Genomic DNA, 23,863 nt, shown 5'->3' with positions numbered 1-23,863 from the left:
TTAACCCAGGAATGAATTCATCTTGAGCCCGAAGGCATTTAATGCTTATTTTAGTAGGCATCTGCAGATGAGATAGTAAGACAACTAAGTGATTAAAAAATGAACAAAACAGAATTCTACGCGGATCTGAACCGCGATTTTCAGGCGCTTATGGCAGGCGAAACCAGTTTTTTGGCAATGATCTCAAATACCAGCGCGTTGTTGTTTGAACGGCTGGAAGAGGTCAACTGGGCCGGGTTTTATCTCCTGGAAGGCGACACGCTGGTGCTGGGGCCGTTCCAGGGTAAGCTGGCCTGTGTACGTATTCCGGTCGGTCGCGGCGTTTGTGGTTCCGCCGTGGCGCAGAACCGCGTCCAGCGCGTGGAAGATGTCCATGCGTTTGACGGCCATATTGCCTGTGACGCCGCCAGCAATTCGGAAATCGTCTTTCCGTTGCAGGTAAACAATCAGATTATTGGCGTACTGGATATCGATAGCACGGCGTATTCCCGCTTCACCGCAGAAGACGAACAGGGGCTTGCAGAGCTGGTCTCGCGCCTTGAAACGCTGATTGCGGCGACCGATTATCAAAAAATCTTTGCCCACGTCGCAGGATAATCAACGGATAACGTAGCATTTAGCGATGACGTCATTATAATGACGCCTGTTCATGCCTGCGGCTTGTTGGCTACGTCCGTTGTAATCAGGAAATTTCATGGAAAATCAACCTAAGTTGAATAGCAGTAAAGAAGTAATCGCGTTTCTGGCCGAACGTTTTCCTCAGTGTTTCAGCGCTGAAGGCGAAGCGCGCCCCCTGAAAATCGGTATTTTTCAGGATCTTGTAGAGCGAGTTGGCGGAGAGATGAATCTCAGCAAAACCCAACTGCGCGCTGCCTTACGTCTTTATACTTCGAGCTGGCGTTATCTGTATGGCGTGAAAGCGGGAGCGATTCGCGTCGATCTCGACGGCAACCCGTGCGGCGAACTGGAAGAGCAACACGTTGCTCACGCCCGTCAGCAGCTCGAAGAAGCCAAAGCTCGCGTTCAGGCGCAGCGCGCCAGCCAGCAGGCTAAGAAGCGCGAAGCCGCTGCCGCGGCAGGCCAGCAGGAAGAAGGGGCACGCCGCGAGCGTAAACCGCGTCCTCAGCCGCAGGCTCGCCGTAAAGAAGGTAGTGAACAGCGTAAGCCGCGTCCTGCAGCTGCCAAAGCACCGCGTGAAGAGCAACGCCTTACCCCGGTGTCTGACGTCTCTGTATTAAGCGTCGGTCAGGCTCTGAAGGTGAAAGCAGGCAACAACGCAATGGACGCCACCGTTGTGGAAATCACCAAAGATGGCGTTCGTGTACAGCTGACTTCTGGTATGTCAATGATTGTACGCGCAGAACACCTGGTGTTCTGAAACGGAGGCCGGGCCAGGCATGAACAAACTTTTTAAGCTCACCGCGCTTGCGGGCCTGCTAGCAATAGCAGGCCATGCCTTCGCCGTGGACGATATCACCCGAGTCGATCAAATTCCCGTGCTGAAAGAAGAGCCGCAGCACGCGACGGTAAGTGAGCGCGTTACCTCGCGCTTTACCCGTTCCCATTATCGGCAGTTTGATCTCGACAACGCCTTTTCGGCAAAGATTTTTGACCGCTATCTGAATCTGCTGGATTACAGCCATAACGTGCTGCTGGCCAGCGATGTTTCTCAGTATGCGGCGCAAAAAAATAAAATCGGCGACGAACTGCGCAGCGGTAAACTGGACGTTTTCTACGACCTGTATAACCTCGCGCAGAAGCGTCGCTTTGAGCGTTACCAGTACGCTTTAAAGGTACTGGATCGTCCGATGAATTTTACCGGCAACGACAACTTCAACCTCGATCGCAGCAAAGCGCCGTGGCCGAAGGATGAAGCCGAGCTTAACGCGCTGTGGGACGCCAAGGTGAAGTTCGATGAACTGAGCCTGAAGCTGGCGGGTAAAGACGATAAAGAAATTCGTGAAACCCTGACCAGGCGTTACAAGTTTGCGATTCGTCGCCTGGCCCAAACCAACAGCGAAGACGTCTTCTCGCTGGCGATGACCGCTTTCGCGCGCGAAATCGACCCGCATACCAACTATCTCTCCCCGCGTAACACCGAACAGTTCAATACTGAAATGAGCCTGTCTCTGGAAGGTATTGGCGCGGTGCTGCAGATGGACGACGACTACACGGTGATCAATTCACTGGTTGCCGGCGGTCCGGCGGCGAAGAGCAAAGCGATTAGCGTTGGCGACCGTATCGTCGGCGTCGGTCAGCCGGGTAAGAGCATGGTTGATGTTATCGGCTGGCGGCTGGATGATGTTGTCGCGCTGATCAAAGGACCGAAGGGCAGCAAAGTTCGCCTGGAAGTTCTGCCGGCTGGCAAAGGGGCAAAAACCCGTATTGTTACTCTGACCCGCGAGCGTATTCGTCTTGAGGACCGCGCGGTTAAGATGTCGGTTAAAACCGTCGGTAAAGAAAAAGTCGGCGTGCTGGATATCCCGGGGTTCTACGTTGGTCTGACTGATGATGTCAAAGTGCAACTGCAGAAGCTGGAAAAACAGAATGTCAGCAGTATCGTCATCGATCTGCGCAGTAACGGCGGTGGGGCGCTGACGGAGGCGGTTTCGCTCTCCGGTCTGTTTATCCCATCCGGCCCGGTAGTGCAGGTGCGTGATAACAACGGTAAGGTCCGCGAAGATAGCGATACCGACGGTGTGGTTTACTATAAAGGCCCGCTGGTGGTCTTAGTCGATCGCTTCAGCGCCTCGGCATCGGAAATTTTTGCCGCCGCGATGCAGGACTATGGCCGTGCGCTGATCGTCGGCGAGCAGACCTTTGGTAAAGGTACCGTTCAGCAGTATCGTTCGCTAAACCGTATCTACGATCAAATGCTGCGCCCGGAATGGCCGGCGTTAGGTTCCGTGCAGTACACCATCCAGAAGTTCTACCGCATTAACGGCGGCAGCACTCAGCGTAAAGGTGTTACTCCGGACATCATGATGCCAACCGGTAAAGAAGATCGCGATACCGGCGAGCAGTATGAAGATAACGCGCTGCCGTGGGATAGTATCGATCCGGCGACCTACGTGAAGTCGGGCGATATGAAACCGTTCGAACCAGAACTGCTTAAGCGCCATGAAGACCGTATCGCGAAAGATCCGGAATTCCAGTACATCATTAAGGATATTGCACGCTTTAACGCCATGAAAGACAAGCGCAATATCGTTTCTCTGAACTACGCACAGCGTGAGAAAGAGAATGAAGAAGATGATGCAATTCGTCTGGCGCGGGTGAACGATCGCCTGAAACGCGAAGGCAAGCCGCTGCTCAAAAAGATTGACGATCTGCCGAAGGATTATCAGGAACCGGATCCATATCTTGATGAGACCGTGCATATTGCGATTGACCTGGCGCAACAGGAAAAAGCTCAGCCTCCGGTAGAGCCGCCGGTAAGCAAATAACTCCTCAACGGGCACAAGTGATTGTGCCCGTTTCTTTTTCTCTCTTCATCTGCCCTTCGACTTTATTCAACAAAAATGTCAACACTCTCATAGGGTGTCAGCGATATGCTACAAAATGTAAAGTTGTGTCTTTCTCGTGACTTAGCAGGGCATGATAGTTGAAAATTAGCATCTGACCCATACGATATGGGTATCGCATAGTGCGTTTTGTTAAATCGAGGTAAAAAGAATATTATGATGCGAATCGCGCTTTTCCTGCTGACTAACCTGGCAGTCATGGTGGTGTTTGGCCTGGTGCTTAGCCTGACGGGGATTCAGTCGAGCAGCATGACCGGCCTGCTGATCATGGCGCTGCTGTTTGGTTTCGGCGGCTCGATCGTTTCGCTGCTGATGTCGAAATGGATGGCGCTGAAGTCGGTTGGTGGGGAAGTTATCGAACAGCCGCGTAACGAAACTGAACGTTGGCTGATGAGTACCGTCGCGCAGCAGGCGCAGCAGGCGGGCATCGGCATGCCGCAGGTGGCGATTTATCACGCCCCGGACATTAACGCCTTCGCCACCGGCGCGCGCCGCGACGCTTCTCTGGTCGCCGTGAGCACCGGCTTGCTGCAGAATATGAGCCGTGACGAAGCGGAAGCCGTTATCGCGCACGAAATCAGCCATATTGCCAATGGCGACATGGTCACCATGACGCTGATTCAGGGGGTAGTGAACACCTTCGTTATCTTTATCTCCCGCGTTATCGCGCAGATTGCGGCTGGTTTCCTCGGCGGTAATCGTGAAGATGAAGGCGAAAGCAGCAATGGTAACCCGCTTATCTACTTTGCGGTCGCAACCGTACTGGAACTGGTGTTCGGTATTCTCGCTAGCATCATTACCATGTGGTTCTCGCGCTACCGTGAATTCCACGCCGATGCTGGTTCCGCCAAATTGGTCGGTCGTGAGAAAATGATTGCTGCCTTGCAGCGCTTGAAAACCAGCTATGAACCGCAGGAAGCCAGCAGCATGATGGCGTTCTGTATCAACGGTAAAGCGAAGTCGATGAGCGAACTGTTCATGACCCATCCGCCGTTGGACAAACGCATTGAAGCGCTGCGTAGCGGAGAATATCTGAAATAATCTGGCGTACAAACGCTGAAAATAAAAATCCGCAGCTTTCGGGCTGCGGATTTTTTTTGGCCGCGCGCTATCAGGCGGCGCGCGGTTGAGTTACGCGTAGCCCGCTGATGGCGGCGGCAATGACCGCCAGGGAGCCGGCCAGCAGAAGCGCGGTGTGGGTGCCGCTATCGCCTGCCAGGTTAAACAGCAGGGCGACCAGCGCGGCGCCGCTACTTTGTCCCAGTAACCGTGCGGTCCCCAACATGCCGCTGGCGCCGCCGCTGCGATGGCCTGGCGCGGAGGAGACAATGGTATGGTTGTTTGGTGACTGGAACAGCCCGAAGCCTGCGCCGCACAGCGCCATCCGCCAGATAATATCGAGATCGGAAGGGGAAGAGGGTAATAGCGCAAGACCAAACAGGCCACAGGCCATGATCAGCAGCCCCATTGCCCCCAGTAGCCCGGCATGAACTTTCTCTATCAAGTAACCCGCCAGAGGGGCCATCACCATGGTCGCCAATGGCCACGGCGTTAACAGCAGCCCCGTCTCTACTTCACTGCGTCCGATAACGGTTTGCAGGAAAAAAGGCAGGGAGACCATCGCCAGCATCTGAGCGCAAAAAGAACAGATCGAGGTACAGATAGAGAGCGAAAAGATCGGAATTCGCAGTAAATCAACCGGTAACAGTGGTACCGGCATGCGTAACTGCCGGCGCACAAAGAAGAAGCCGATAATCAGCATGGCGATGACTTCCGCGAGCACCAGATAACCGGATTGCCCCTGGGCAAAGCCGCCGAGCGCCGTGATGAGCAGCCCGAAGGTGAGGGCGTTCATTATCGCGCTCGGCAGATCGAAACGGGTAATTTTGCTGGCAGTGCTGTTGGGTGGCAAAAAACGCATGGCGAGGAAGATAGAAATAATCCCCAGCGGTACGTTGATTAAAAACAGCCATTGCCAGGAAGCAAGCGAAAGAATAGCGGCGGCAATGGTTGGCCCCGCGGCGGAGGAGACGGCAACGACGAAAGAGTTGATGCCCATTCCGCGACCTAGTTGTCTCTTCGGATAGATAAGGCGAATCAGCGCCGTGTTGACGCTCATCAGCGCCGCGCCGCCTAAACCTTGAGCCACTCGCGCCAGCGTCAACATTTCAAGGCTTCGGGAGAGTGCGCAAATCAGCGAGGTGATAGTGAATACCACCAGACCGATTTTATAGATGCGCCGATAGCCAACCATATCGCCAAGAAACGATAGCGGTAGCAGGGCGATGACAATAGCGATTTGGTAAGCGTTGACTATCCAGATTGACGATGCCGGCGAGGCATTGAGGTCGGTGGCAATCGTCGGTAGGGCGACGTTGGCGATAGCGCCGTCGAGTACGGCCATTGTCAGGCCTAACACAATCGTCAGAATGGCGCCGTAGCGCTGCGGTACCGGCAGGCCATCCAAAATTTTTTTATCCATGTGAAGTTTAAGTCTTAGAGGAAACTATTTTCTGATTAATGATTTTAGCATTGATTATTCAACCATAAGTCGCAGATTTGTAACCAACTCGCAGAACAACGATTGCGACGGTCATAATGTGAATTTATAATAAAAAACAGTTCTGAATTTTATAAAACAGTTACGATGAGGTGAACAATGGCAGCTGCTGATATGGATAAACAGCCAGATTCTGTCTCTTCAGTATTAAAAGTTTTTGGCATCCTGCAGGCTTTGGGCGAAGAGCGTGAGATTGGTATCACCGAATTGTCACAGCGTGTGATGATGTCTAAAAGCACGGTGTATCGTTTTTTACAGACGATGAAGTCACTGGGCTATGTTGCACAGGAAGGCGAGTCTGAGAAATATTCTTTAACGTTGAAGTTATTTGAGCTTGGCGCGCGGGCGTTGCAGAACGTTGACCTGATCCGCAGCGCGGATATCCAGATGCGTGAAATTTCTCGCCTGACCAAAGAGACGATTCACCTCGGCGCGCTGGATGAAGACAGCATCGTTTATATCCACAAAATTGATTCCATGTATAACCTGCGGATGTATTCGCGTATCGGTCGACGTAATCCGCTGTATAGCACCGCCATTGGCAAAGTGCTGCTGGCGTGGCGCGACCGGGCGGAAGTCGAGCAAATCATGGAAGGAGTGGAGTACAAACGTAGCACCGAGCGCACCATTACTGATACCAGCGAGCTATTGAAAGTGCTGGACCAGGTGCGCGAACAGGGCTATGGCGAAGACAATGAGGAGCAGGAAGAAGGATTACGTTGTATTGCGGTGCCGGTCTTCGACCGCTTCGGCGTGGTAATTGCCGGCTTGAGTATTTCCTTCCCGACGCTACGCTTCTCTGAAGAACGTTTGCACGAGTATGTGGCGATGCTGCATGCCGCCGCGCGTAAGATTTCCGAGCAGATGGGTTTTAACAATTATCCGTTCTGATAGTCAGAGAGAGCTACAGCGCGATGCTGTAGCTCCAGTTGTTTTAACCCTGATCGATAACCTTGACGCTTTTACGCAGAATCGGGCAGTTGGTAATACCGATAATACCGCTATCAGAGTGAACATATTGTGCGGTGGTGATGCCTTGCGCCGTCAGGTATTTGCACTGTAGTCCCAGTCCGCCAGCATTCTGATTGCTGCCAATTAACACGCCATAACCGCTTAATAATACGCCAATCCAGACGATCGCTAGTATGACAATAGAGCGAATGATCAATCGCATTGTTGCCTCGTTATTTGTATGATCCTGACGTTTATTCTGGCATGAACATTATTTGATACAAGTCTATGATTCCTAAACTCGCCTTTCGTATTACAGTTAGCCGCGGTTTAAGAAGGCCATGTTATCCTGGCCACATCTGATTATGGTACGGAGAGTGGAGTGAAAAAATTACGCTGGGTTTTGCTGATCGTTGTCATAGCGGGTTGTTTACTGCTGTGGACTCAGATGCTTAACGTAATGTGCGATCAGGATGTACAATTTTTCAGCGGTATTTGCGCTATTAACAAGTTCATCCCCTGGTAAGACATTTTTGTGCCGACGGATTTTCTTCTGCCGCGCGGGTGGTAGAATGAACGCCTTCTCTTTGAGGTGGTGAAATGAGTGAGTTACTGAATCCTGGGATTGTAAGTCTGGCGTCTCTGGCGCTTTCCGTTGTACTGCTGCTTGTAGGGCTGCTGCTGTGGTTCTTTGTGAATCGTGCCAGTTCACGTAGCAATGAGCAAATTGAACTGCTGCAGTCGCTGCTTGATCAACAAAAGCGGCAGAACGCGCTGCTGCGCCGTCTCTGTGAAGCCAATGAGCCGGAGAAAGAAGAGGTTGTTGAACCTTCAGCGGCTGAGAAGGAGAAAAACGACGACGATTTCATTCGTCTCGTTGCTGAACGTTAAGTTGATGAACAGGTGTGCACATCCTGTGCGCGCCTGTGAGTGTCATAAAATTTTGCTATAACTTATTCTTATGTAATCTCTTATTCCACGCCAAACCGTTTCCGTTTAATAGATTAAACACCTACGCTCTATTTCACATATTGAATAATCTTTTGAGCTAATCAAAAAAAGTAATAACGAAACGTTTCTATTGCCTGATGGCAATACTTTGTCATTAATTTTTCATTATTAACGTCTATTTTAGCGAATATTTGTGTCGTCATGAGTTAGCGCTTTAATTAACACTATGACAGAGACAGTTAAGGCGATTTCCTCTTGTTCTTCAGACTCATTTGCGCATCATTATGCACATTACGCCGCAACGCCCCCTTAAATATGGCAGTTCGTATACGTACGTACCTGGACGAACAGAAGTTGTTGAGCTATGGTAAAAAAGTTGCATTTATCAGGCATACGTTATTGTTTGTTTTGTGACAATGCAAAGATAAGCCAGGCGCGGCAAAGACGCATAAATGTGCAGGCGATCAAATGATTTCCTGATAATTTGTGCGAACGATCGTGACACGTTTAAAAATGGCTTGCCATTATTTACGTTGTGTGTGATAACACGTTTCGGGTTAAACGAGGTACAGTTCTGTTTATGTGTGGCATTTTCAGTAAAGAAGTCCTGAGTAAACACGTTGTCGTTGAATACCGCTTCTCTGCCGAACCTTATATTAGTGCCTCATGCAGTTATGTGTCAGTTTTATCTATGTAAGCACCTGCGGGTGAAGAAAACAGTTTAAGGAATTTTGCAAATGGCAAAGATTAAAGGTCAAGTTAAGTGGTTCAACGAGTCTAAAGGTTTTGGCTTCATTACTCCGGCTGATGGCAGCAAAGACGTGTTCGTACACTTCTCTGCAATCCAGGGTAACGGCTTCAAAACTCTGGCTGAAGGCCAGAACGTTGAGTTCGAAATTCAGGACGGCCAGAAAGGTCCGGCTGCAGTTAACGTAACTGCTATCTGATTCAAGACCACTCATCTTGTAAGAAAGCCTCGCTACTGCGGGGCTTTTTAGCATCTGTTGCAAAGTATTTCCAATATTTCCCCTCCGACGCGCTTTGTTGCAAAACATCACCCTTATTAGCACTGTTTAGCAGTCTGTTTTGCCAATTTTCTGTTAAATCAGGTGGTTGCAAAATAATGCTGGAGCTACGGTGCAAAAGAATAAAAGTAAGTCCGCCACAAATTTTCTCCCTATCCGTTTTGGGTTGCTGTGTGTGGCGATTTTGGGATGTCTTGGATTTCTGCTGGCGAGGGTAGGTTGGCTGCAAATCGTCTCTCCGGATAATCTGGTTAAACAAGAGGATATGCGTTCGCTGCGCGAAGAACCCATTGCCGTAATGCGCGGAACTATCAGCGATCGTGAAGGACGCCCGCTGGCGGTGAGCGTGCCGGTAAGCGCAATCTGGATAGATCCGCAGACCATGCTGGAGAAGGGCGGCGTCGGCTATGGCCCGCGCTGGCAGGCTATGGCGGAAGCATTGCATCTCGATCTTATTGAGCTCTCTCATCGGGTTCAGTCGCATCCCCATGCCCGATTCCTCTATCTGGCGCGCCAGGTTAATCCGGAACAGGCCGACTGGATCGATAAATTGCACCTCCCGGGCGTTTATTTGCGCGATGAGTCCCGCCGTTTTTATCCGGCCGGACACGTCGCCGCCAACCTGCTGGGCTTTACCAACGTAGATAATCAGGGGATTGAGGGAGTTGAGAAAAGTTTTAACAAACAGCTCATGGGCACGCCCGGGCGTCGGCTGGTGCGCAAAGACCGCCACGGTCATGTGATAGAAAATATTACCGAGCAGGCCGCCGTTCCGGCACATAACCTGCAACTTAGTATCGACGAGCGGCTGCAAACGGTCACGGAGGATGCGCTGGATAATGCCGTGCGTTGGAATAAGGCGGAATCAGGCGCGGCGGTGTTGATCAAGATTGATACCGGCGAAATCCTGTCGATGGCCAGCTACCCGGATTTTAACCCTAATAACCGCGACAGCGCCCAGCTCGATGATTTTCGAAATCGCGCTATCAGCGATACCTTTGAGCCGGGTTCAACGGTTAAACCGCTGGTGATTATGACCGCGTTACAGCAGGGTATCGTGCAGCCGGATAGCGTCGTCGATACCCATCCCTTTACGCTTGATGGTCATCGCATCCGCGACGTGGGTTATTATCCCGAGCTGACGCTCACCGGTATCCTGCAAAAATCGAGCGATACAGGAGTTTCGCACCTCTCACTGGCAATGCCGGTGCAACACTTGATCGACACTTATAAGGCCTTTGGCTTTGGCGACCCGACCGGGCTTGGCTTGACCGGCGAAAGCTCCGGGTTAATGCCGCATCGCCGTTATTGGGGCGAGCTGGATCGCGCCACCTTCGCCTTTGGCTATGGACTGATGGTAACCCCGCTGCAGCTGGCGCATGTCTATGCGACGATCGGCGGTTACGGTATTGAGCGCCCGCTGTCGATAACCCGTATCGACCCGCCTGTCATCGGTACGCGCGTCATGCCGCAAGAGATCGTGCATGAAGTTGAACATATGATGGAGAGCGTGGCGCTGCCGGGGGGCGGCGGGACAAAAGCGGCGGTACGTGATTATCGGATAGCGGTGAAAACAGGCACGGCGAAGAAAATTGGCCCTGACGGAAAATATATCGATAAATATGTCGCCTACACCGCCGGCGTGGCGCCGGCCAGTCAGCCGAAGTTTGCGCTGGTGGTGGTGATAAACGACCCCAGCAACGGTAAATACTACGGTGGTGCGGTATCCGCGCCGGTGTTCAGCCAGATCATGGGCGATGTGTTACGTCTGGAAAACGTGATGCCAGACGGTATGCCGCAAGGCTCTGAGAATCTTATCGTCATGCATAACCGCGAGGATCTGGCTCCCGCGTTGTAACAGTGGTCTGCGAGGGCGAATAGCGCTACACTTTCGCCCTTTCAGTGCCACCGGAGTTATCATGTCTTATACCTGCCCACTATGCCACGCGCCGCTTAGCCGCAGCGCAAATAGCTATATTTGCCCGCAGGGGCACCAGTTCGATCTGGCAAAGGAAGGGTATGTCAATTTACTGCCGGTGCAGTTCAAACGTTCACGTGACCCGGGCGATAGCGCTGAGATGATGCAGGCGCGCCGCGCTTTCCTTGATGGCGGATATTATCAACCGCTGCGCGAGGCGATTTGCGGCTATCTGCGGACTTTCGCCCCGGGCGAGCTGCTGGATATCGGCTGCGGAGAGGGATACTACACGCATGCTTTCGCCGCCATTGCCGCACGCAGTTTCGGCCTCGATGTCTCAAAATCGGCGATCCGCGCCGCCGCTAAACGTTACCCACAGGTCGAATTCTGCGTGGCTTCCAGCCAACGGTTGCCTTTTGCCGATCGGTCTCTGGATACGGTGGTGCGTATTTATGCGCCCTGTAACGCCGATGAACTGGCGCGTGTAGTAAAGGCAGGCGGTTGGGTGATTACCGCCACCCCTGGGCCGCGCCATCTGATGGAACTGAAAGGGCTAATCTACGATGAAGTTCGTCTGCATGAACAGAACCGGGAAGCGATGCCGGGCTTTACGCTGCGTCATGAGCAGCAGTTAGCTTATCCGATGCAGTTGAGCGGCGCGCAGGCGGAAGCATTACTACAGATGACGCCGTTTGCATGGCGAGCGAAACCGGAAGTCAGGGAGTCGTTACGCCAGCAGGAAATCTTTGGCTGCCAGACCGATTTCATGATTCACTGCTGGCAGCGAGAGGGGTAAGGGCTACGGCGCGAAATGGCCCCACAGAATCTGCGCGCCGATACCGATTAGCACGATACCGCCAAGAATTTCGGCCCGTTTGCCGAGCAGCGGGCCGATAAAGCGGCCAACCATAATTCCCAGCGTTGACATGGTAAAGGTGGCGCAGCCGATAGCCAGCGCGGTGGCGATAATATTGACCTGCAGGAAAGCAAGCCCCACGCCAACGGCCATCGCGTCAAGACTGGTAGCGAATGCGGTGGTCACCAGCAGCCAGAAGCCGTGGCGACGCGGCGCTTCACATTCATCGTCATCGCCGCCGCGAAAACCTTCAATGACCATACGCCCGCCGAGAAACACCAGCAGCACGAACGCGATCCAGTGGTTCCATTCCAGCACAAACTGGCTGGCCAACATGCCCAGGCCCCAGCCGACCAGCGGCGTCAGGGTTTCGATCGCGCCGAATATAAGACCGGTGCGTAGCGCTTCGGAGAACTTAGGTTTATGCAGGGTGGCGCCTTTACCGATAGAAGCTGCAAACGCGTCCATCGACATACCAAAGGCAAGAAGGATAGTGGCAGAAATATTCATGAGCGTGTCCTGACCGGGGAATATCCATATGACACATCGCTGCCCCCAGTAAATATACGCGGAGCTTGAGCATAACGTACAGCAGTGATGTATCTATGGTCTCGCCTGATTGAACGACCGCTCAACCCGTACGTGCCACGTTTTGCAACGAGTATGTTGACACGTACATTTTCCACCTGCGGAAAATCGGCTACTCCCCAACGACGGGCGCAACCTTAACATATTTTTAGAAGATAAAACAATCACAGAAAAATAATATTAGCAACAATAAATGATAACGATTTTCATTTAAAATATTAAGTGAAGGATTGGTTAAATAATATAACGGGGTGAGGGGAGTAAATATAGCCATGGCTATATATTCCGACAGCGATGAATGGCGGAAATATAGCGCAGGCTATATCTATAACTCATTGACTGGTAACGAGTAGTTTGTATATTTTTTCCAGATCGTCGATATTTCGTACGCGGATAAGCAGGCGCCGCTGCTCTAATTGCATCACCAGTACGCCGTCTTCCGACAAATTCATTGCTTTAATGCGCGGATATTCAATCCACACGTTGGCAAAGAAAAAACCGCTCTTTTTGAACAGAATTCGCGGCGTACGGATCCAGAACAGATATAACCCCATTAATGCCAGCGCAGATAATAACCAGGTGGTGATTATTTCGCCGTGGCTGGCAATATTGTTGTAGATGAGAATCGCCGTCAGGCCGACGAAAATCATCCCGTCGACGCGTCCACGACGCAGCAGGGGGATTGACAGCAGGGTGGGGCCATTGCGGCGCGGCATGATGAATTGGTCGTAGATAGCGAAAGCCACCAGGGCGACGATAAACAGAATGAGCACCAGCTCCGTGATTGCCATTGATCCTCCAGGCAGCGTGGACCTGCGTACAGGTACACGTTTTTACGCTAAAAAAAAGCCGGGGACAAAGCTGCCCCCGGCCTACTACGTGACGATTATTGACCCAGCAGGCCGACCGCATAGCCGGCGATACCGATGACGAAGAAGCCAACGATGATCCACAGCGGATTGACTTTCTTACGCAGCAGCCACATACAAGCGAAGGTCAGCAGCAGCGGCACCAGTCCCGGCATCAGCTGGTCAAGGATGGTCTGCACGGTGGTCACACGAGTCTGGCCATCCTGACCGGTGATCGTGGAAACCACCAGGGGAATATTGACATGCGTCCATTTGTTAACCAGGGCCCCCATGACAAACAGGCCGAGGATTGATGCCCCCTCGGTCAGTTTCTGCAGGAAGCCGCCGCCCATATCCTTAACGATGTCCACGCCTTTCCGATAGCCGTATGCTACGCCGTAGTAGCGGGTCAGCAGACGCACGGCATTGAACAGGATGAAGAACAGTAGCGGACCAAGCAGGCTACCGCTCATCGCGATACCGGCGCCGAGCGCGGCGAATACCGGACGCACGGTACCCCAGAAGATCGGGTCGCCAACGCCTGCCAGCGGCCCCATCAAACCGACTTTGATACCGTTGATTGCGCCATCGTCGATTTCCGCGCCGTTAGCACGCTGTTCTTCCATCGCCAGCGTTACGCCGAGTACCGGCGCCGCGACGTATGGATGGGTGTTGAAGAACTCAAGGTGACGCTTAATAGCCTGCTTACGCGCATCGTTGTTCTCCGGGTACAGGCGACGGATTGCCGGAACCATAGAGAAGCAGAAGCCCAGCGCCTGCATACGTTCGAAGTTCCATGAACCCTGGAACAGGTTAGAACGAATGAACACGCCACGAATATCACTCTGAGTGAGTTTTTTCTCGGTGGTATTTTTAGTCATATCAACCATTTCGCTCACCTGTTAGTCCAGTTCGTTATCGAGATCGTTGTTACCAGCCGCCTGAGCCGGGGCACCCGCTACGCGGTTATATTTCGGGCTCAGCTGAATGTAGAGAATGGCCATGACGGCACCAATCACACCCAGCGCAACCAGGTTGAAATTGGTGAAGGCCGCGGTGACGAAACCGAGATAGAAGAACGGCATCAGGTAGCCCGCGCGCATCATGTTGATGACCATCGCGTAACCGACGACGACGATCATGCCGCCTGCGATATTCAGACCGCCAGTCACCACTTCCGGAATGGCGTTCAGCAGACCCTGAACTTCGCTGGTGCCGACAGAGATGGCTACGATAACCGCCGGGATGGCGATACGCATCGCCTGCAGGAACAGCGAGGAAACGTGCAGCCAGGAGATGGCCGTCAGGTTACCGTTTTCAGCGGCTTTATCCGCCGCGTGCTGGAAGGCAACGGTAATGGTACGAACGATAATGGTCAGAACCTGGCCTGCCGCCGCCAGCGGGATAGCCAGCGCGATACCGGCGCCAATGCTTTGGTGGCCAGCGATAACCAGTACGGTAGAAATAATGGATGCCAGCGCGGCATCAGGCGCAACCGCCGCACCGATGTTCATCCAGCCGAGGGCGATCATTTCCAGCGTACCGCCGATGATGATACCGGTTTTCATGTCACCGAGAACGGCGCCGATTAACGTACAGGCGACCAGAGGACGGTGGAACTGAAATTCATCAAGTACCGACTCCATACCCGCAATACACGCGACGATGAACACCAGCACAATCTGAAGAAGGGTAATCTCCATTGTACTTCTCCTGTTGATAAAGTCTTAAAGTGAAAATTGGCTCACGAGCGCCGGGTTATTTATCCACCTTGGCGATCAAATCCATCATTTTCAGTTTCTGGTCGGTGGAAACTTTGCGCGCTTCCAGTTCAATACCGCGGGCATTCAGTTTTTTGAATGCTTCGATATCGGTTTCATCGACCGAAATCGCGTTATTCACCTGCGTTTTACCCTGACGGAAAGCCATACCGCCAATGTTGACGCTGGTAATTTTCACGCCGCCTTCAACAATACGTTCAACGTCCGTTGGGTTAGTGAACAGCAGCATGACGCGCTCGCCGGCGTATTTCGGGTTGTTGTAGACGCGAATCATTTTCGCGACATCAACAACGTGAGCGGTCACGCCCGGGGGAGCCACCTGGGTCAGCAGCGTTTTACGCACCGTATCGGCGGCAACTTCATCACTGACCACGATAATGCGGGTGACGTTGGTCTCTTTGGTCCAGCGGGTCGCAACCTGGCCGTGGATAAGACGGTCATCGATACGCGCCAGGCCAATCACCATGTAATCATTTGGCCCCATCGGTTTAGCGGGTGCCGCCGCTTTCGGCGCTGCGGCCTGTACCGGCGCCGCTTTTTCAACCGGTTTGGCTTTCAGCGCTTTCACGCCTTCGCTACCGGTTTCCACCGCCAGCGCCACCAGCTCATCAAACGACGGATCGTCATCGCGGGCCATGAAGGTTTCAACCAGCATCGGGACGTTGACGCCAGCGATCACTTCATAGTTTTCTTTATCAACAACAATGCGGCTTGCCGCGTTGAATGGACTACCGCCCCACGTATCGACGAGGAACAGCACGCCTTTTGTGGTATCCAGTTTTGCCAGCTGTGCATTGTACTTTTCGATTAGCGTTTCGGCATTTTCGCCGGGAACGAAATCGATCCAGCCAACGTTTTCCTGCTCGCCCAACAGCATTTCTGCGGTTTTCAGCAGTTGTTCTGCAGCCCAACCATGTGTGCCTATTACAATAGCAATCGTCACTTGCTACCTCCGTTATTATGGTGAATGCATCATCTGGTCTGATACATCCTGAATCACTCTTGTGGAAAAATCGATTCAGTAAGGGTGTAAGATCTAAATTAATTACTACCGCGAATTATTTTAGATAGTGAAAAAATAATTAATGTGATGGAGCTCCGTAAATTACGCTTCAATAATCAATAATTTCGCAGCGCAAAAAATAGCCTTAACTATTGCAAAGACAGGTAAATTTTTGCCAATTCTGCGCTATATTTTGCTATGTTTAGCTTCCGTTTAATTACTCAGGAGTATAGGGCATAGCCCGCCGTATGGACCGTCATCGACGTCTTTTCACCCTCAGGCACTCGTCTGCCGCCTCAACCACACACGCTTTTTTACCAGCAACTATTGTTTCGCCGGTGCATGACATCGCGATGACTACCGCTGTCGTTAACGGGAGCCTCTCATGGAATTCTTAATGGATCCCACCATCTGGGCTGGCCTGCTGACGCTGGTAGTCCTCGAAATTGTTCTGGGTATCGATAACCTGGTCTTTATCGCCATCCTTGCCGATAAACTGCCGCCAAAACAGCGTGATAAGGCTCGTATCATCGGCCTGTCGCTGGCGCTGATTATGCGCCTGGGACTGCTCTCGGTTATCTCGTGGATGGTCACGTTGACCAAGCCTTTGATAAGCATAGGCGATTTTTCGTTCTCCGGGCGCGATCTGATCATGCTGGTCGGCGGTATCTTCCTGCTATTCAAGGCGACGACGGAACTTCATGAACGACTGGAAAACCGCCAGCATGATGCCGGTCACGGCAAAGGCTATGCCAGCTTCTGGGTGGTAGTGCTACAAATTGTGGTGCTGGATGCCGTCTTCTCGCTTGATGCGGTGATTACCGCCGTCGGCATGGTGAACCATTTGCCGGTGATGATGGCTGCGGTCGTTATTGCGATGATCCTGATGCTGCTGGCCTCGAAGCCGTTAACCCGCTTCGTGAACCAACATCCGACGGTTGTCGTGCTGTGTCTGAGCTTCCTGCTGATGATCGGTCTGAGTCTGGTGGCTGAAGGCTTTGGCTTCCATATTCCGAAGGGCTACCTGTACGCGGCAATCGGCTTCTCGATTACCATTGAATTCTTTAACCAGATGGCGCGGCGTAACTTTATCCGCCACCAGTCGACGTTGCCGCTGCGCGCGCGTACCGCTGATGCGATTCTGCGCCTGATGGGCGGTCGCAAACAGGCGGCTGTCGCGCACGATAGCGATAGCCCGGCGGCAGTGCCGGTGCCGGAAGGCGCGTTTGCTGAAGAAGAACGCTATATGATTAACGGCGTGCTGACCCTGGCGCAGCGCTCATTGCGCAGCATCATGACCCCGCGAGGCGAAATTAGCTGGGTGGATGCTGAGCAGAGCGAAGAAGAAATTCGTCGCCAGCTGCTTTCGTCTCCGCACAGCATGTTCCCGGTTTGCCGCGGCGAGCTTGATGAAATCATCGGTATCGTACGCGCCAAAGAGATGCTGGTGGCGCTGGAAGCGGGCGAGAACGTTGCCGCAATGGCTTCCGCTTCTCCGGCGATTGTGGTGCCGGAAACGCTGGACCCGATCAACCTGCTGGGCGTGCTGCGCCGGGCGCGCGGTAGCTTTGTCATCGTCACCAATGAATTTGGCGTGGTGCAGGGGCTGGTGACGCCGCTGGACGTCCTGGAAGCGATCGCCGGTGAGTTCCCGGATGCCGATGAAACGCCGGAAATTGTGCTGGATGGCGAGGGTTGGCTCATCAAAGGTTCAACCGACCTCCATGCGCTACAGCAGGCGCTGGGGCTGGACGACCTGGTCAACGAAGACGATGATATCGCGACCGTTGCCGGGTTGGTTATCTCCGCGAACGGTCATATCCCGCGGGTAGGCGATGTTGTCGAACTGCCGCCGCTGCAGTTCACCATCGTTGAAGCGAATGATTACCGCGTCGATCTGGTACGGGTTATTAAAACCGTCCACGATAACGACGAAGAAGAGTAATGCCGAACCCGCCGGGCTAAACCTGGCCGGCGGGTTGTTTTTTACTCCCAGTCGCCGCCAGACGGTGCTTCTCTTCCGCCAGCCAGCGCGGAAAATCCTCTACCGGTAACGGGCGGGCATAATAATATCCCTGTAGTAAATCCACGCCGTGGCTGCGCATGTAAATCTTCTGCTCCTGAGTTTCCACCCCTTCGGCAATGGTGACGATTTTGAGCCGGTGCGCCAGGGCGATAATCATATCGGTTACCGTCGCGTTGACGCCGTCAATACCAATGGCGCCGGTATAAGATTTATCAATTTTCAGTACATCCGGGCGGAGTTTTTCCAGCCAGGACAAAGAACTGTTGCCGGTGCCGAAGTCATCAATGGCCAGCTGGACGCCTTTAAAATGCAGGTGCTCCGCCATGTGATGATCGCCCTCACGCAGGACATCGCGTTCAGTCAGCTCGACCACCAACTGCTGTACCGGATTAGCGCTGAACCAATAGGTGTGCAGATCGCGCAGCAGCTCGCCGTTGCTGAAATGACGCGCCGCCACGTTAATACCAATATGAAAATTGGCATCCTGCGGGAAATAATGCAGCCGACGGGCGGTTTCAGCGATGACGTAGCGGGTGAGGGGGACTATCAGGTTGTAGCCTTCAGCAATCGGGATAAAAACATCCGGCGAGATATTTCCGCGGCGCGGATTGTTCCAGCGCAGCAAAATTTCCACGCCGCAACATTCCTGAGTACGTAAATCCTGCAGCGGCTGGCACCATACCTCGAACTCGTGGGCGGCGATACCCAGGGTAATTTCGCGCGAGAAAGTCATTCGTCCTGCGGTCGTCAGCCAGGCGATACCGGTCATCAACAGGCTGAACATCAGCGCCAGCGGTAATTCAGCGGGCAGCTCTTCTAAGGCCACCGCGGAGGCTCCCGGGCCGCTGATGTTGATGGTAAAGGGGAACTGGCTGGAACTTTGCCGGTAAATTATCGGCAGACCCGGCAACTGATGACTTTCGACGACGCCGACATCGCTGAGAAAACTCTTGTTGCCGACCGTGAGGCTGATGTCGCTTATGAGCGATGATTTTTCTTTGAGAATCAATTCGCCAAGTAGCTCGATATTGATAATTAACAACGCGCCGTCGGCGCCGCTCACGGAGGAGGGATACCACTGGATCAGTACCGGCGTGCCTTTGAGCAGCGAGTTATCGGTTGAAAAGGCCAGCAGCGGCTTTACCGTCGGCAGCGTGGGCTGTAGCTGATGAATGGCCACATGGCGCGGGCCAAAAATGCTGGAGCAGTAGGCCATCCCGGACTGAACAAGGATGATTGAGCGTACGGTCTGCAGAGTGGCCGCGGTTTTACGCAGCTCAAGATGCACATCCTGACAGGGTTTGCCGACCATACTCAGCAGGGTAGCGTGTTTTGCCGCCAGCGGCTGCAGGATATTGTCCATCGCGATCACCATATTGCGGGTCACCGTCTGGATGCGCTGTTGATTTTGGCTACGCTGTGAAATAAATCGGATTGTCAGGGTGACGGCAAGCGTCAGAAATGCAACGGCCAGGCACACCAGAATGCGCTTGCGGCGGTACGTCGAAATGACCTTCTGTGCATTTTGCATGCGAGGCGCCCTGTCGGCTAAATAGAGGAATAAGAGTAACAGCCGGCTTAAAGCAAGTGTAGTGGGTAAGATAAGTTGGTGGGAGAAAAAGAAAAATGCGCCCGGAAAGGGCGCATTTCACAGACGTGTTTTAGTCACACTGGACTTTGATCGCCAGGCCGCCGCGAGAGGTTTCGCGATATTTGGCGTTCATGTCTTTACCCGTTTCGTACATGGTCTCGATAACTTTATCGAGAGAGACGCGCGGTTCGCTGGTGCGGCGCATCGCCATACGCGCGGCGTTAATCGCCTTCACGGAGGCGATAGCGTTTCGCTCGATGCACGGCACCTGAACCTGGCCGGCGACCGGGTCGCAGGTCAGGCCGAGGTTATGTTCCATGCCGATCTCCGCCGCCACGCAAACCTGCTCCGGGCTGGCGCCGAGCAGTTCAGCCAGCCCCGCCGCCGCCATTGAACAGGCCACGCCGACTTCGCCCTGACAGCCGACTTCGGCGCCGGAAATGGACGCGTTCATCTTGTACAGCGCGCCAATCGCGCCGGAGGCCATAAAGTAGCGAATATAGATATCCGGGCTGACGGATTCGATAAAGTGATCGTAGTAGGCGAGCACTGCCGGAACGATACCACAGGCGCCGTTGGTCGGCGCGGTAACGACGCGGCCGCCTGCGGCGTTCTCTTCATTGACCGCCAGCGCGAACATGTTCACCCAGTCGACAACATTCATCGGGTCGTTAGACAGTTTATCGCTGGCGACCAGCAGACGACGCAGCGCCGAAGCGCGTCGCGGCACGCGCAGCGGCCCCGGCAGCACGCCTTCGGTGTTCATGCCGCGATCGATACAGGCGCGCATGGTTTGCCAGACGTTTTCGAAATAGGCTTCGATCTCTTGCTTGCTGTGCAGCGCCAGTTCGTTTTGCATCACCATGCCGGAGAGCGACAGACCGGTTTCTTTGCAGTAGCCCAGCATTTCCTGCGCCGATTTAAACGGATACGGAACCTGCAGTTCGCTCGCGTCTTCTTTGCCGAAATGCTCTTCGTCGACGATAAAACCGCCGCCGATTGAATAGTAAGTCTTGCTGTAAATTTCTTTCTCGCCGGCCCACGCATGGATAGTCATGCCGTTTTCGTGCAGCGGCAGGTTGTCGCTACGAAAACGCATGCCGTCATCCGCCGGGAAGTCGACTTCGTGTTGCCCGTTTGCCAGCAGCAGACGGCCGCGGGTTTCTACGTCGCGGATAAATGCCGGGATCGCGTCAATATCGACCGTCGCAGGCAGATTGCCCGCCAGTCCCATGATAATGGCGATGTCCGTATGGTGGCCTTTGCCGGTTAATGAAAGCGACCCATAGACGTCAACGGCGACGCGCGTCACTTCATTAAGCAATCCCTTTTCGACCAGGTCATCGACGAACTGTTTACCGGCCTTCATCGGCCCTACAGTATGGGAAGATGAGGGACCAATCCCCACCTTGAACATGTCGAATATACTAATCACGATAACACTCCTGACAGGGTTACCGCGGTTGCGGTAACGATGTAATAACTGCGCATAGTGTAAGAGGGAACCGGGTTGTCAGCTTAACTATTCACATGAATTAAACTAATGGATAACCTTGGTTTTACTAATAGTGCGAGCGGCTTCTCATTACTTATTATAGCTAAGGACGGGTGCCGATTTGCAGCGCCAGCTCGCGAATAATGCCGGCGGTCATTCCCCAGACAAAATAATGTTGGTACCACGATAGCCAGACGCGATGTGAATTACCGCGCCGATGGATGTCCAACGGGTGGTAGCGACCCAGGCGCAGCGCTTCTTCAAGCGGCATTTCAAACACCGCGGACACCTCGTCCTGACTGGCATGATAGTGCAGGTTCGGGGGGATTATGCCGACAACCGGCGTCACCTGAAAGCCGGTGACGCTGTCGACCGGCGGCAGCACGCCGATCACTTCAACGGCTTCCGGCGGGATCGCCACTTCTTCCTGCGCCTCGCGCAGCGCGGCGGCGATTAACGTTGCGTCGGTGTTATCAACTGCGCCGCCGGGGAAGGCGACCTGGCCCGCGTGCTTGCGCAGCAGCGGCGAACGCTGGGTCAGCAACAGTCCCGGCTGCGGGCGACGGACAATCGGCACCAGTACCGCCGCCTGGCGCTGGTTCAGCGACTGCGGCGAGGGCTGCGGGCGCAGCAGCTGAAAACGGGAAAGAAAGTCGTCCAGGTCGAGGGCGTTAGCCGCCATGTTCTAGCTCTCCAGTTGATGCAGAATACGGTTAACTTTATCAAAAGTTTCCTGATATTCCGCTGCCTCTTCGCTGTCCGCCACGATACCGCCGCCCGCGGAACAGTACAGCTGACCCCGCCAGGCGGTGATCGTACGGATAGTAATACTGGTATCCATATTGCCGCACAGGCTGAGATAACCAATGCTGCCGCACCATGCGTTGCGTCGCTGCGGTTCAAGTTCATCGATAATCTCCATAGCGCGAACTTTTGGCGCGCCGGTAATGGAGCCGCCAGGGAAGGCCGCGCGCAGCAGATCGCTGGCATCAAGCGTAGCAGGCAATCGTGCGGTGATGGTGCTCACCAGGTGATGCACCGCCGGGAAAGGTTCAACCACAAACAGTTCCGGTACGCGCACGCTGCCCGGCACGGCGACGCGGCCGATATCATTGCGCATCAGGTCGACAATCATCAGGTTTTCTGCGCGATCTTTCGGTGAGTGGGCAAGCGTTACCGCCTGGCGCGCATCTTCTTGCGGAGAATCGAGTCGCGGCAGCGTGCCTTTAATGGGGCGCGTCTGGATGTCGCCCTGATACAATTGAATAAATCGCTCCGGAGACAGGCTTAAAATCGCCCCTTCCGCCAGGCGAATGAAGGCGCTGAACGGCGCGCGGTTAACGGCATTAAGCTTACAAAATGCCTGCCATTCGTCGCCGCGATAGCGGGCCTGGAAACGCTGCGCCAGGTTGACCTGATAACAGTCGCCGCTGCGCAGATACGCCTGCACCTGGCGGAATTTTTCGCCGTACTGCTGGCGGCTCATATTTGATTGCCAACTGGAGGTCAGGGAGAAAGATTCAGCCGGCTGGCGCGTTTGCGATTCCAGCCACTGCAGGCGCTGTTGCGGATCGTCGTAGCTCAGTAGCGATACCTGCTGGCGTTGATGATCGACGATCAGCGCCCAGTCATAAATGCCGACCGCCATCTCCGGCAGGGCTATATCAGCCTGCGCTTGCGCGGGAAGACGTTCAAAGCGGCGGCCAAGATCGTAGCCGAATAACCCCAACGCGCCGCCGAGAAACGGCAGGTTTTCATCGGCCTGCGCCGTTAACTGACAGCGATCCAACTGCTGTTGCAGCAGCTGCAGCGGATCGTCCTGCGAGACAAATTCGCCTTCACCGTCGTTGACCCAGGTTTGCTCGCCGCGGGTAACCAGCGTCGCGCGCGGTTCGGCGACGATAATATCGAAACGGCTATACGGATGATCGGCAAAGCCGGAGTGCAGCAGCATCGCCCACGGCATCGCGCTTAACGGCGCGAAATAGCGTTCGGCGGCATCCGCACGCCAGGGCAGGGTAATAATAGCGGGGGACAACATTAACCTCGATCCTAATGTGCCGCCCACTGGCGAAATGGCGGACGGCGTGAAATAATTACGCCCCACAATGTAGCAGGAGTGAGTGATGTTTGCAGGTTTACCTTCGCTGAGCCATGAGCAACAGCAAAAAGCGGTCGAACGTATTCAGGAATTGATGGCGAAGGGGATGAGCAGCGGCCAGGCAATCGCCCTGGTGGCCGATGAACTGCGCGCCACGCATACCGGCGAACGGATAGTAGCGCGCTTCGAAGATGACGAAGAAGACGAGTAACTACGCCGCGGCGATGATTTTAATCTCAACTTTATACTGCGGCTTCATCAGGGTCGCCTGTACGGTACAGCGCACCGGCGCGTGACCGGCAACCACCCAGGCGTCCCAGGCTCTATTCATCGCCGCAAAATCATCTTTATTGGCCAGGAAAATGGTGGCATCAAGAATACGTGACTTATTGCTGCCCTGTTTTTCCAGCACCGCGTCAATTTGCGCCAGGGTGTTGGCGGTCTGTTCAAACGCGTCGGCGTCGAGGTTTTCCGGCACCCCGGTGTAGTAAATGGTTTGGTTGTGAATGACCACATCAGACCAGCGGGCTTCGGCATCAATACGCGTAATTGTCATTTATCTTTCCTCGTTGTTCTATCCATTTGGCTGCGGCAAGACTGCCATAATGTTCCGTCCGCGTCACTACCCGGGCTGGCGAAACGCCG

23 protein-coding genes, 2 pseudogenes and 1 riboswitch are annotated in these 23,863 nt (G+C 53.8%); of the genes and pseudogenes, 13 read left to right on the top strand and 12 right to left on the bottom strand.

Annotation, left to right across the window (positions count from 1 at the left end; all coding sequences use genetic code 11):
• Nucleotides 1-99: 99 nt before the first annotated feature.
• From PGR79_RS03610 to htpX, 4 genes and pseudogenes are all read left to right on the top strand, one after another.
• Nucleotides 100-613 (top strand): annotated as a pseudogene (locus PGR79_RS03610) (GAF domain-containing protein).
• Between the two features lie 81 nt (nucleotides 614-694).
• The gene (gene proQ, locus PGR79_RS03605) at nucleotides 695-1,378 is read left to right on the top strand and encodes an RNA chaperone ProQ (RefSeq protein ID WP_015366026.1); all 684 of its coding nucleotides are present in this window, start codon (nucleotides 695-697) and stop codon (nucleotides 1,376-1,378) included.
• A 19-nt stretch (nucleotides 1,379-1,397) separates the two neighbouring features.
• Nucleotides 1,398-3,446, top strand: a complete 2,049-nt coding sequence (prc, locus tag PGR79_RS03600; protein WP_087860559.1) for a carboxy terminal-processing peptidase — start codon at nucleotides 1,398-1,400, stop codon at nucleotides 3,444-3,446.
• A gap of 234 nt (nucleotides 3,447-3,680) precedes the next feature.
• Nucleotides 3,681-4,565 carry a protease HtpX gene (gene htpX / locus PGR79_RS03595; protein WP_087860560.1) on the top strand — a complete coding sequence of 295 codons (885 nt, stop codon included), beginning with the start codon at nucleotides 3,681-3,683 and terminating at the stop codon, nucleotides 4,563-4,565.
• A gap of 70 nt (nucleotides 4,566-4,635) precedes the next feature.
• Here the strand turns inward: htpX and PGR79_RS03590 are convergent, their stop codons facing one another.
• A complete protein-coding gene (locus PGR79_RS03590; protein ID WP_087860561.1) occupies nucleotides 4,636-6,006 on the bottom strand; it encodes an MFS transporter in 1,371 nt (456 codons plus the stop codon).
• Between the two features lie 177 nt (nucleotides 6,007-6,183).
• On the opposite strand from PGR79_RS03590, the gene kdgR reads away from it, so the two are divergent.
• Nucleotides 6,184-6,975, top strand: a complete 792-nt coding sequence (kdgR, locus tag PGR79_RS03585; RefSeq protein ID WP_113373580.1) for a DNA-binding transcriptional regulator KdgR — start codon at nucleotides 6,184-6,186, stop codon at nucleotides 6,973-6,975.
• Nucleotides 6,976-7,018: 43 nt separating this feature from the next.
• Here kdgR and PGR79_RS03580 read toward each other — a convergent pair whose 3' ends face one another.
• On the bottom strand, nucleotides 7,019-7,258 hold the full coding sequence (locus PGR79_RS03580) for a YobH family protein (RefSeq protein WP_015705933.1): 240 nt from the start codon (nucleotides 7,256-7,258) through the stop codon (nucleotides 7,019-7,021).
• Between the two features lie 159 nt (nucleotides 7,259-7,417).
• On the opposite strand from PGR79_RS03580, the gene mgrB reads away from it, so the two are divergent.
• The 6 genes and pseudogenes from mgrB (at nucleotide 7,418) to rlmA (ending at nucleotide 11,725) form a co-directional block, all read left to right on the top strand.
• A complete protein-coding gene (gene mgrB, locus PGR79_RS03575) occupies nucleotides 7,418-7,561 on the top strand; it encodes a PhoP/PhoQ regulator MgrB (protein ID WP_015366032.1) in 144 nt (47 codons plus the stop codon).
• 74 nt (nucleotides 7,562-7,635) lie between these two features.
• On the top strand, nucleotides 7,636-7,926 hold the full coding sequence (locus PGR79_RS03570) for a YebO family protein (protein ID WP_087860564.1): 291 nt from the start codon (nucleotides 7,636-7,638) through the stop codon (nucleotides 7,924-7,926).
• A gap of 640 nt (nucleotides 7,927-8,566) precedes the next feature.
• Nucleotides 8,567-8,711 (top strand): annotated as a pseudogene (locus PGR79_RS03565) (DUF2627 domain-containing protein).
• Between the two features lie 12 nt (nucleotides 8,712-8,723).
• On the top strand, nucleotides 8,724-8,933 hold the full coding sequence (gene cspE / locus PGR79_RS03560; RefSeq protein WP_001062678.1) for a transcription antiterminator/RNA stability regulator CspE: 210 nt from the start codon (nucleotides 8,724-8,726) through the stop codon (nucleotides 8,931-8,933).
• Nucleotides 8,934-9,123: 190 nt separating this feature from the next.
• Nucleotides 9,124-10,869, top strand: a complete 1,746-nt coding sequence (gene ftsI / locus PGR79_RS03555; protein ID WP_047066878.1) for a peptidoglycan glycosyltransferase FtsI — start codon at nucleotides 9,124-9,126, stop codon at nucleotides 10,867-10,869.
• Nucleotides 10,870-10,930: 61 nt separating this feature from the next.
• Nucleotides 10,931-11,725 carry a 23S rRNA (guanine(745)-N(1))-methyltransferase gene (gene rlmA / locus PGR79_RS03550; protein WP_113373581.1) on the top strand — a complete coding sequence of 265 codons (795 nt, stop codon included), beginning with the start codon at nucleotides 10,931-10,933 and terminating at the stop codon, nucleotides 11,723-11,725.
• Nucleotides 11,726-11,728: 3 nt separating this feature from the next.
• Here the strand turns inward: rlmA and mntP are convergent, their stop codons facing one another.
• The 5 genes from mntP to manX form a co-directional block, all read right to left on the bottom strand.
• A complete protein-coding gene (gene mntP / locus PGR79_RS03545) occupies nucleotides 11,729-12,295 on the bottom strand; it encodes a manganese efflux pump MntP (protein WP_015366036.1) in 567 nt (188 codons plus the stop codon).
• 61 nt (nucleotides 12,296-12,356) lie between these two features.
• A riboswitch (yybP-ykoY riboswitch) is annotated at nucleotides 12,357-12,506 on the bottom strand.
• A gap of 199 nt (nucleotides 12,507-12,705) precedes the next feature.
• On the bottom strand, nucleotides 12,706-13,164 hold the full coding sequence (locus tag PGR79_RS03540; RefSeq protein ID WP_015366037.1) for a DUF986 family protein: 459 nt from the start codon (nucleotides 13,162-13,164) through the stop codon (nucleotides 12,706-12,708).
• A gap of 95 nt (nucleotides 13,165-13,259) precedes the next feature.
• Entirely contained in the window at nucleotides 13,260-14,111 is an 852-nt protein-coding gene (locus tag PGR79_RS03535; RefSeq protein WP_015366038.1) for a PTS mannose transporter subunit IID, read from the bottom strand.
• 12 nt (nucleotides 14,112-14,123) lie between these two features.
• Nucleotides 14,124-14,924, bottom strand: a complete 801-nt coding sequence (locus tag PGR79_RS03530) for a PTS mannose/fructose/sorbose transporter subunit IIC (protein ID WP_015366039.1) — start codon at nucleotides 14,922-14,924, stop codon at nucleotides 14,124-14,126.
• Nucleotides 14,925-14,979: 55 nt separating this feature from the next.
• Nucleotides 14,980-15,945 carry a PTS mannose transporter subunit IIAB gene (gene manX / locus PGR79_RS03525; protein ID WP_087860567.1) on the bottom strand — a complete coding sequence of 322 codons (966 nt, stop codon included), beginning with the start codon at nucleotides 15,943-15,945 and terminating at the stop codon, nucleotides 14,980-14,982.
• Nucleotides 15,946-16,390: 445 nt separating this feature from the next.
• On the opposite strand from manX, the gene yoaE reads away from it, so the two are divergent.
• Nucleotides 16,391-17,950 carry a CNNM family cation transport protein YoaE gene (gene yoaE / locus PGR79_RS03520; RefSeq protein ID WP_113373582.1) on the top strand — a complete coding sequence of 520 codons (1,560 nt, stop codon included), beginning with the start codon at nucleotides 16,391-16,393 and terminating at the stop codon, nucleotides 17,948-17,950.
• Nucleotides 17,951-17,966: 16 nt separating this feature from the next.
• Here the strand turns inward: yoaE and PGR79_RS03515 are convergent, their stop codons facing one another.
• The 4 genes from PGR79_RS03515 to pabB all read right to left on the bottom strand — a co-directional run bounded on the left by PGR79_RS03515 (nucleotide 17,967) and on the right by pabB (nucleotide 23,158).
• Entirely contained in the window at nucleotides 17,967-19,562 is a 1,596-nt protein-coding gene (locus PGR79_RS03515) for an EAL domain-containing protein (protein WP_113373583.1), read from the bottom strand.
• A gap of 130 nt (nucleotides 19,563-19,692) precedes the next feature.
• Nucleotides 19,693-21,057: an L-serine ammonia-lyase gene (gene sdaA, locus PGR79_RS03510; protein ID WP_015705929.1), complete on the bottom strand. Its 1,365-nt coding sequence runs from the start codon at nucleotides 21,055-21,057 to the stop codon at nucleotides 19,693-19,695.
• 163 nt (nucleotides 21,058-21,220) lie between these two features.
• On the bottom strand, nucleotides 21,221-21,799 hold the full coding sequence (locus PGR79_RS03505) for a CoA pyrophosphatase (RefSeq protein ID WP_087860569.1): 579 nt from the start codon (nucleotides 21,797-21,799) through the stop codon (nucleotides 21,221-21,223).
• Between the two features lie 3 nt (nucleotides 21,800-21,802).
• On the bottom strand, nucleotides 21,803-23,158 hold the full coding sequence (gene pabB / locus PGR79_RS03500) for an aminodeoxychorismate synthase component 1 (protein ID WP_113373584.1): 1,356 nt from the start codon (nucleotides 23,156-23,158) through the stop codon (nucleotides 21,803-21,805).
• An 85-nt stretch (nucleotides 23,159-23,243) separates the two neighbouring features.
• Here pabB and PGR79_RS03495 point away from each other — a divergent pair, with 85 nt between their 5' ends.
• Nucleotides 23,244-23,429 (top strand): YoaH family protein, encoded by a 186-nt coding sequence (locus PGR79_RS03495; protein ID WP_113373585.1) that lies wholly within the window; start codon nucleotides 23,244-23,246, stop codon nucleotides 23,427-23,429.
• Here PGR79_RS03495 and PGR79_RS03490 read toward each other — a convergent pair whose 3' ends face one another.
• Nucleotides 23,430-23,774, bottom strand: a complete 345-nt coding sequence (locus PGR79_RS03490) for a RidA family protein (protein ID WP_113373586.1) — start codon at nucleotides 23,772-23,774, stop codon at nucleotides 23,430-23,432.
• Nucleotides 23,775-23,863 lie beyond the last annotated feature (89 nt).

Source organism: Klebsiella sp. 141161, from assembly GCF_050600815.1.
GTDB lineage: Bacteria > Pseudomonadota > Gammaproteobacteria > Enterobacterales > Enterobacteriaceae > Klebsiella > Klebsiella aerogenes.
Note: the sequence above shows the minus strand (reverse complement) of the source record. Positions and strands in the feature narration are given on the sequence as shown.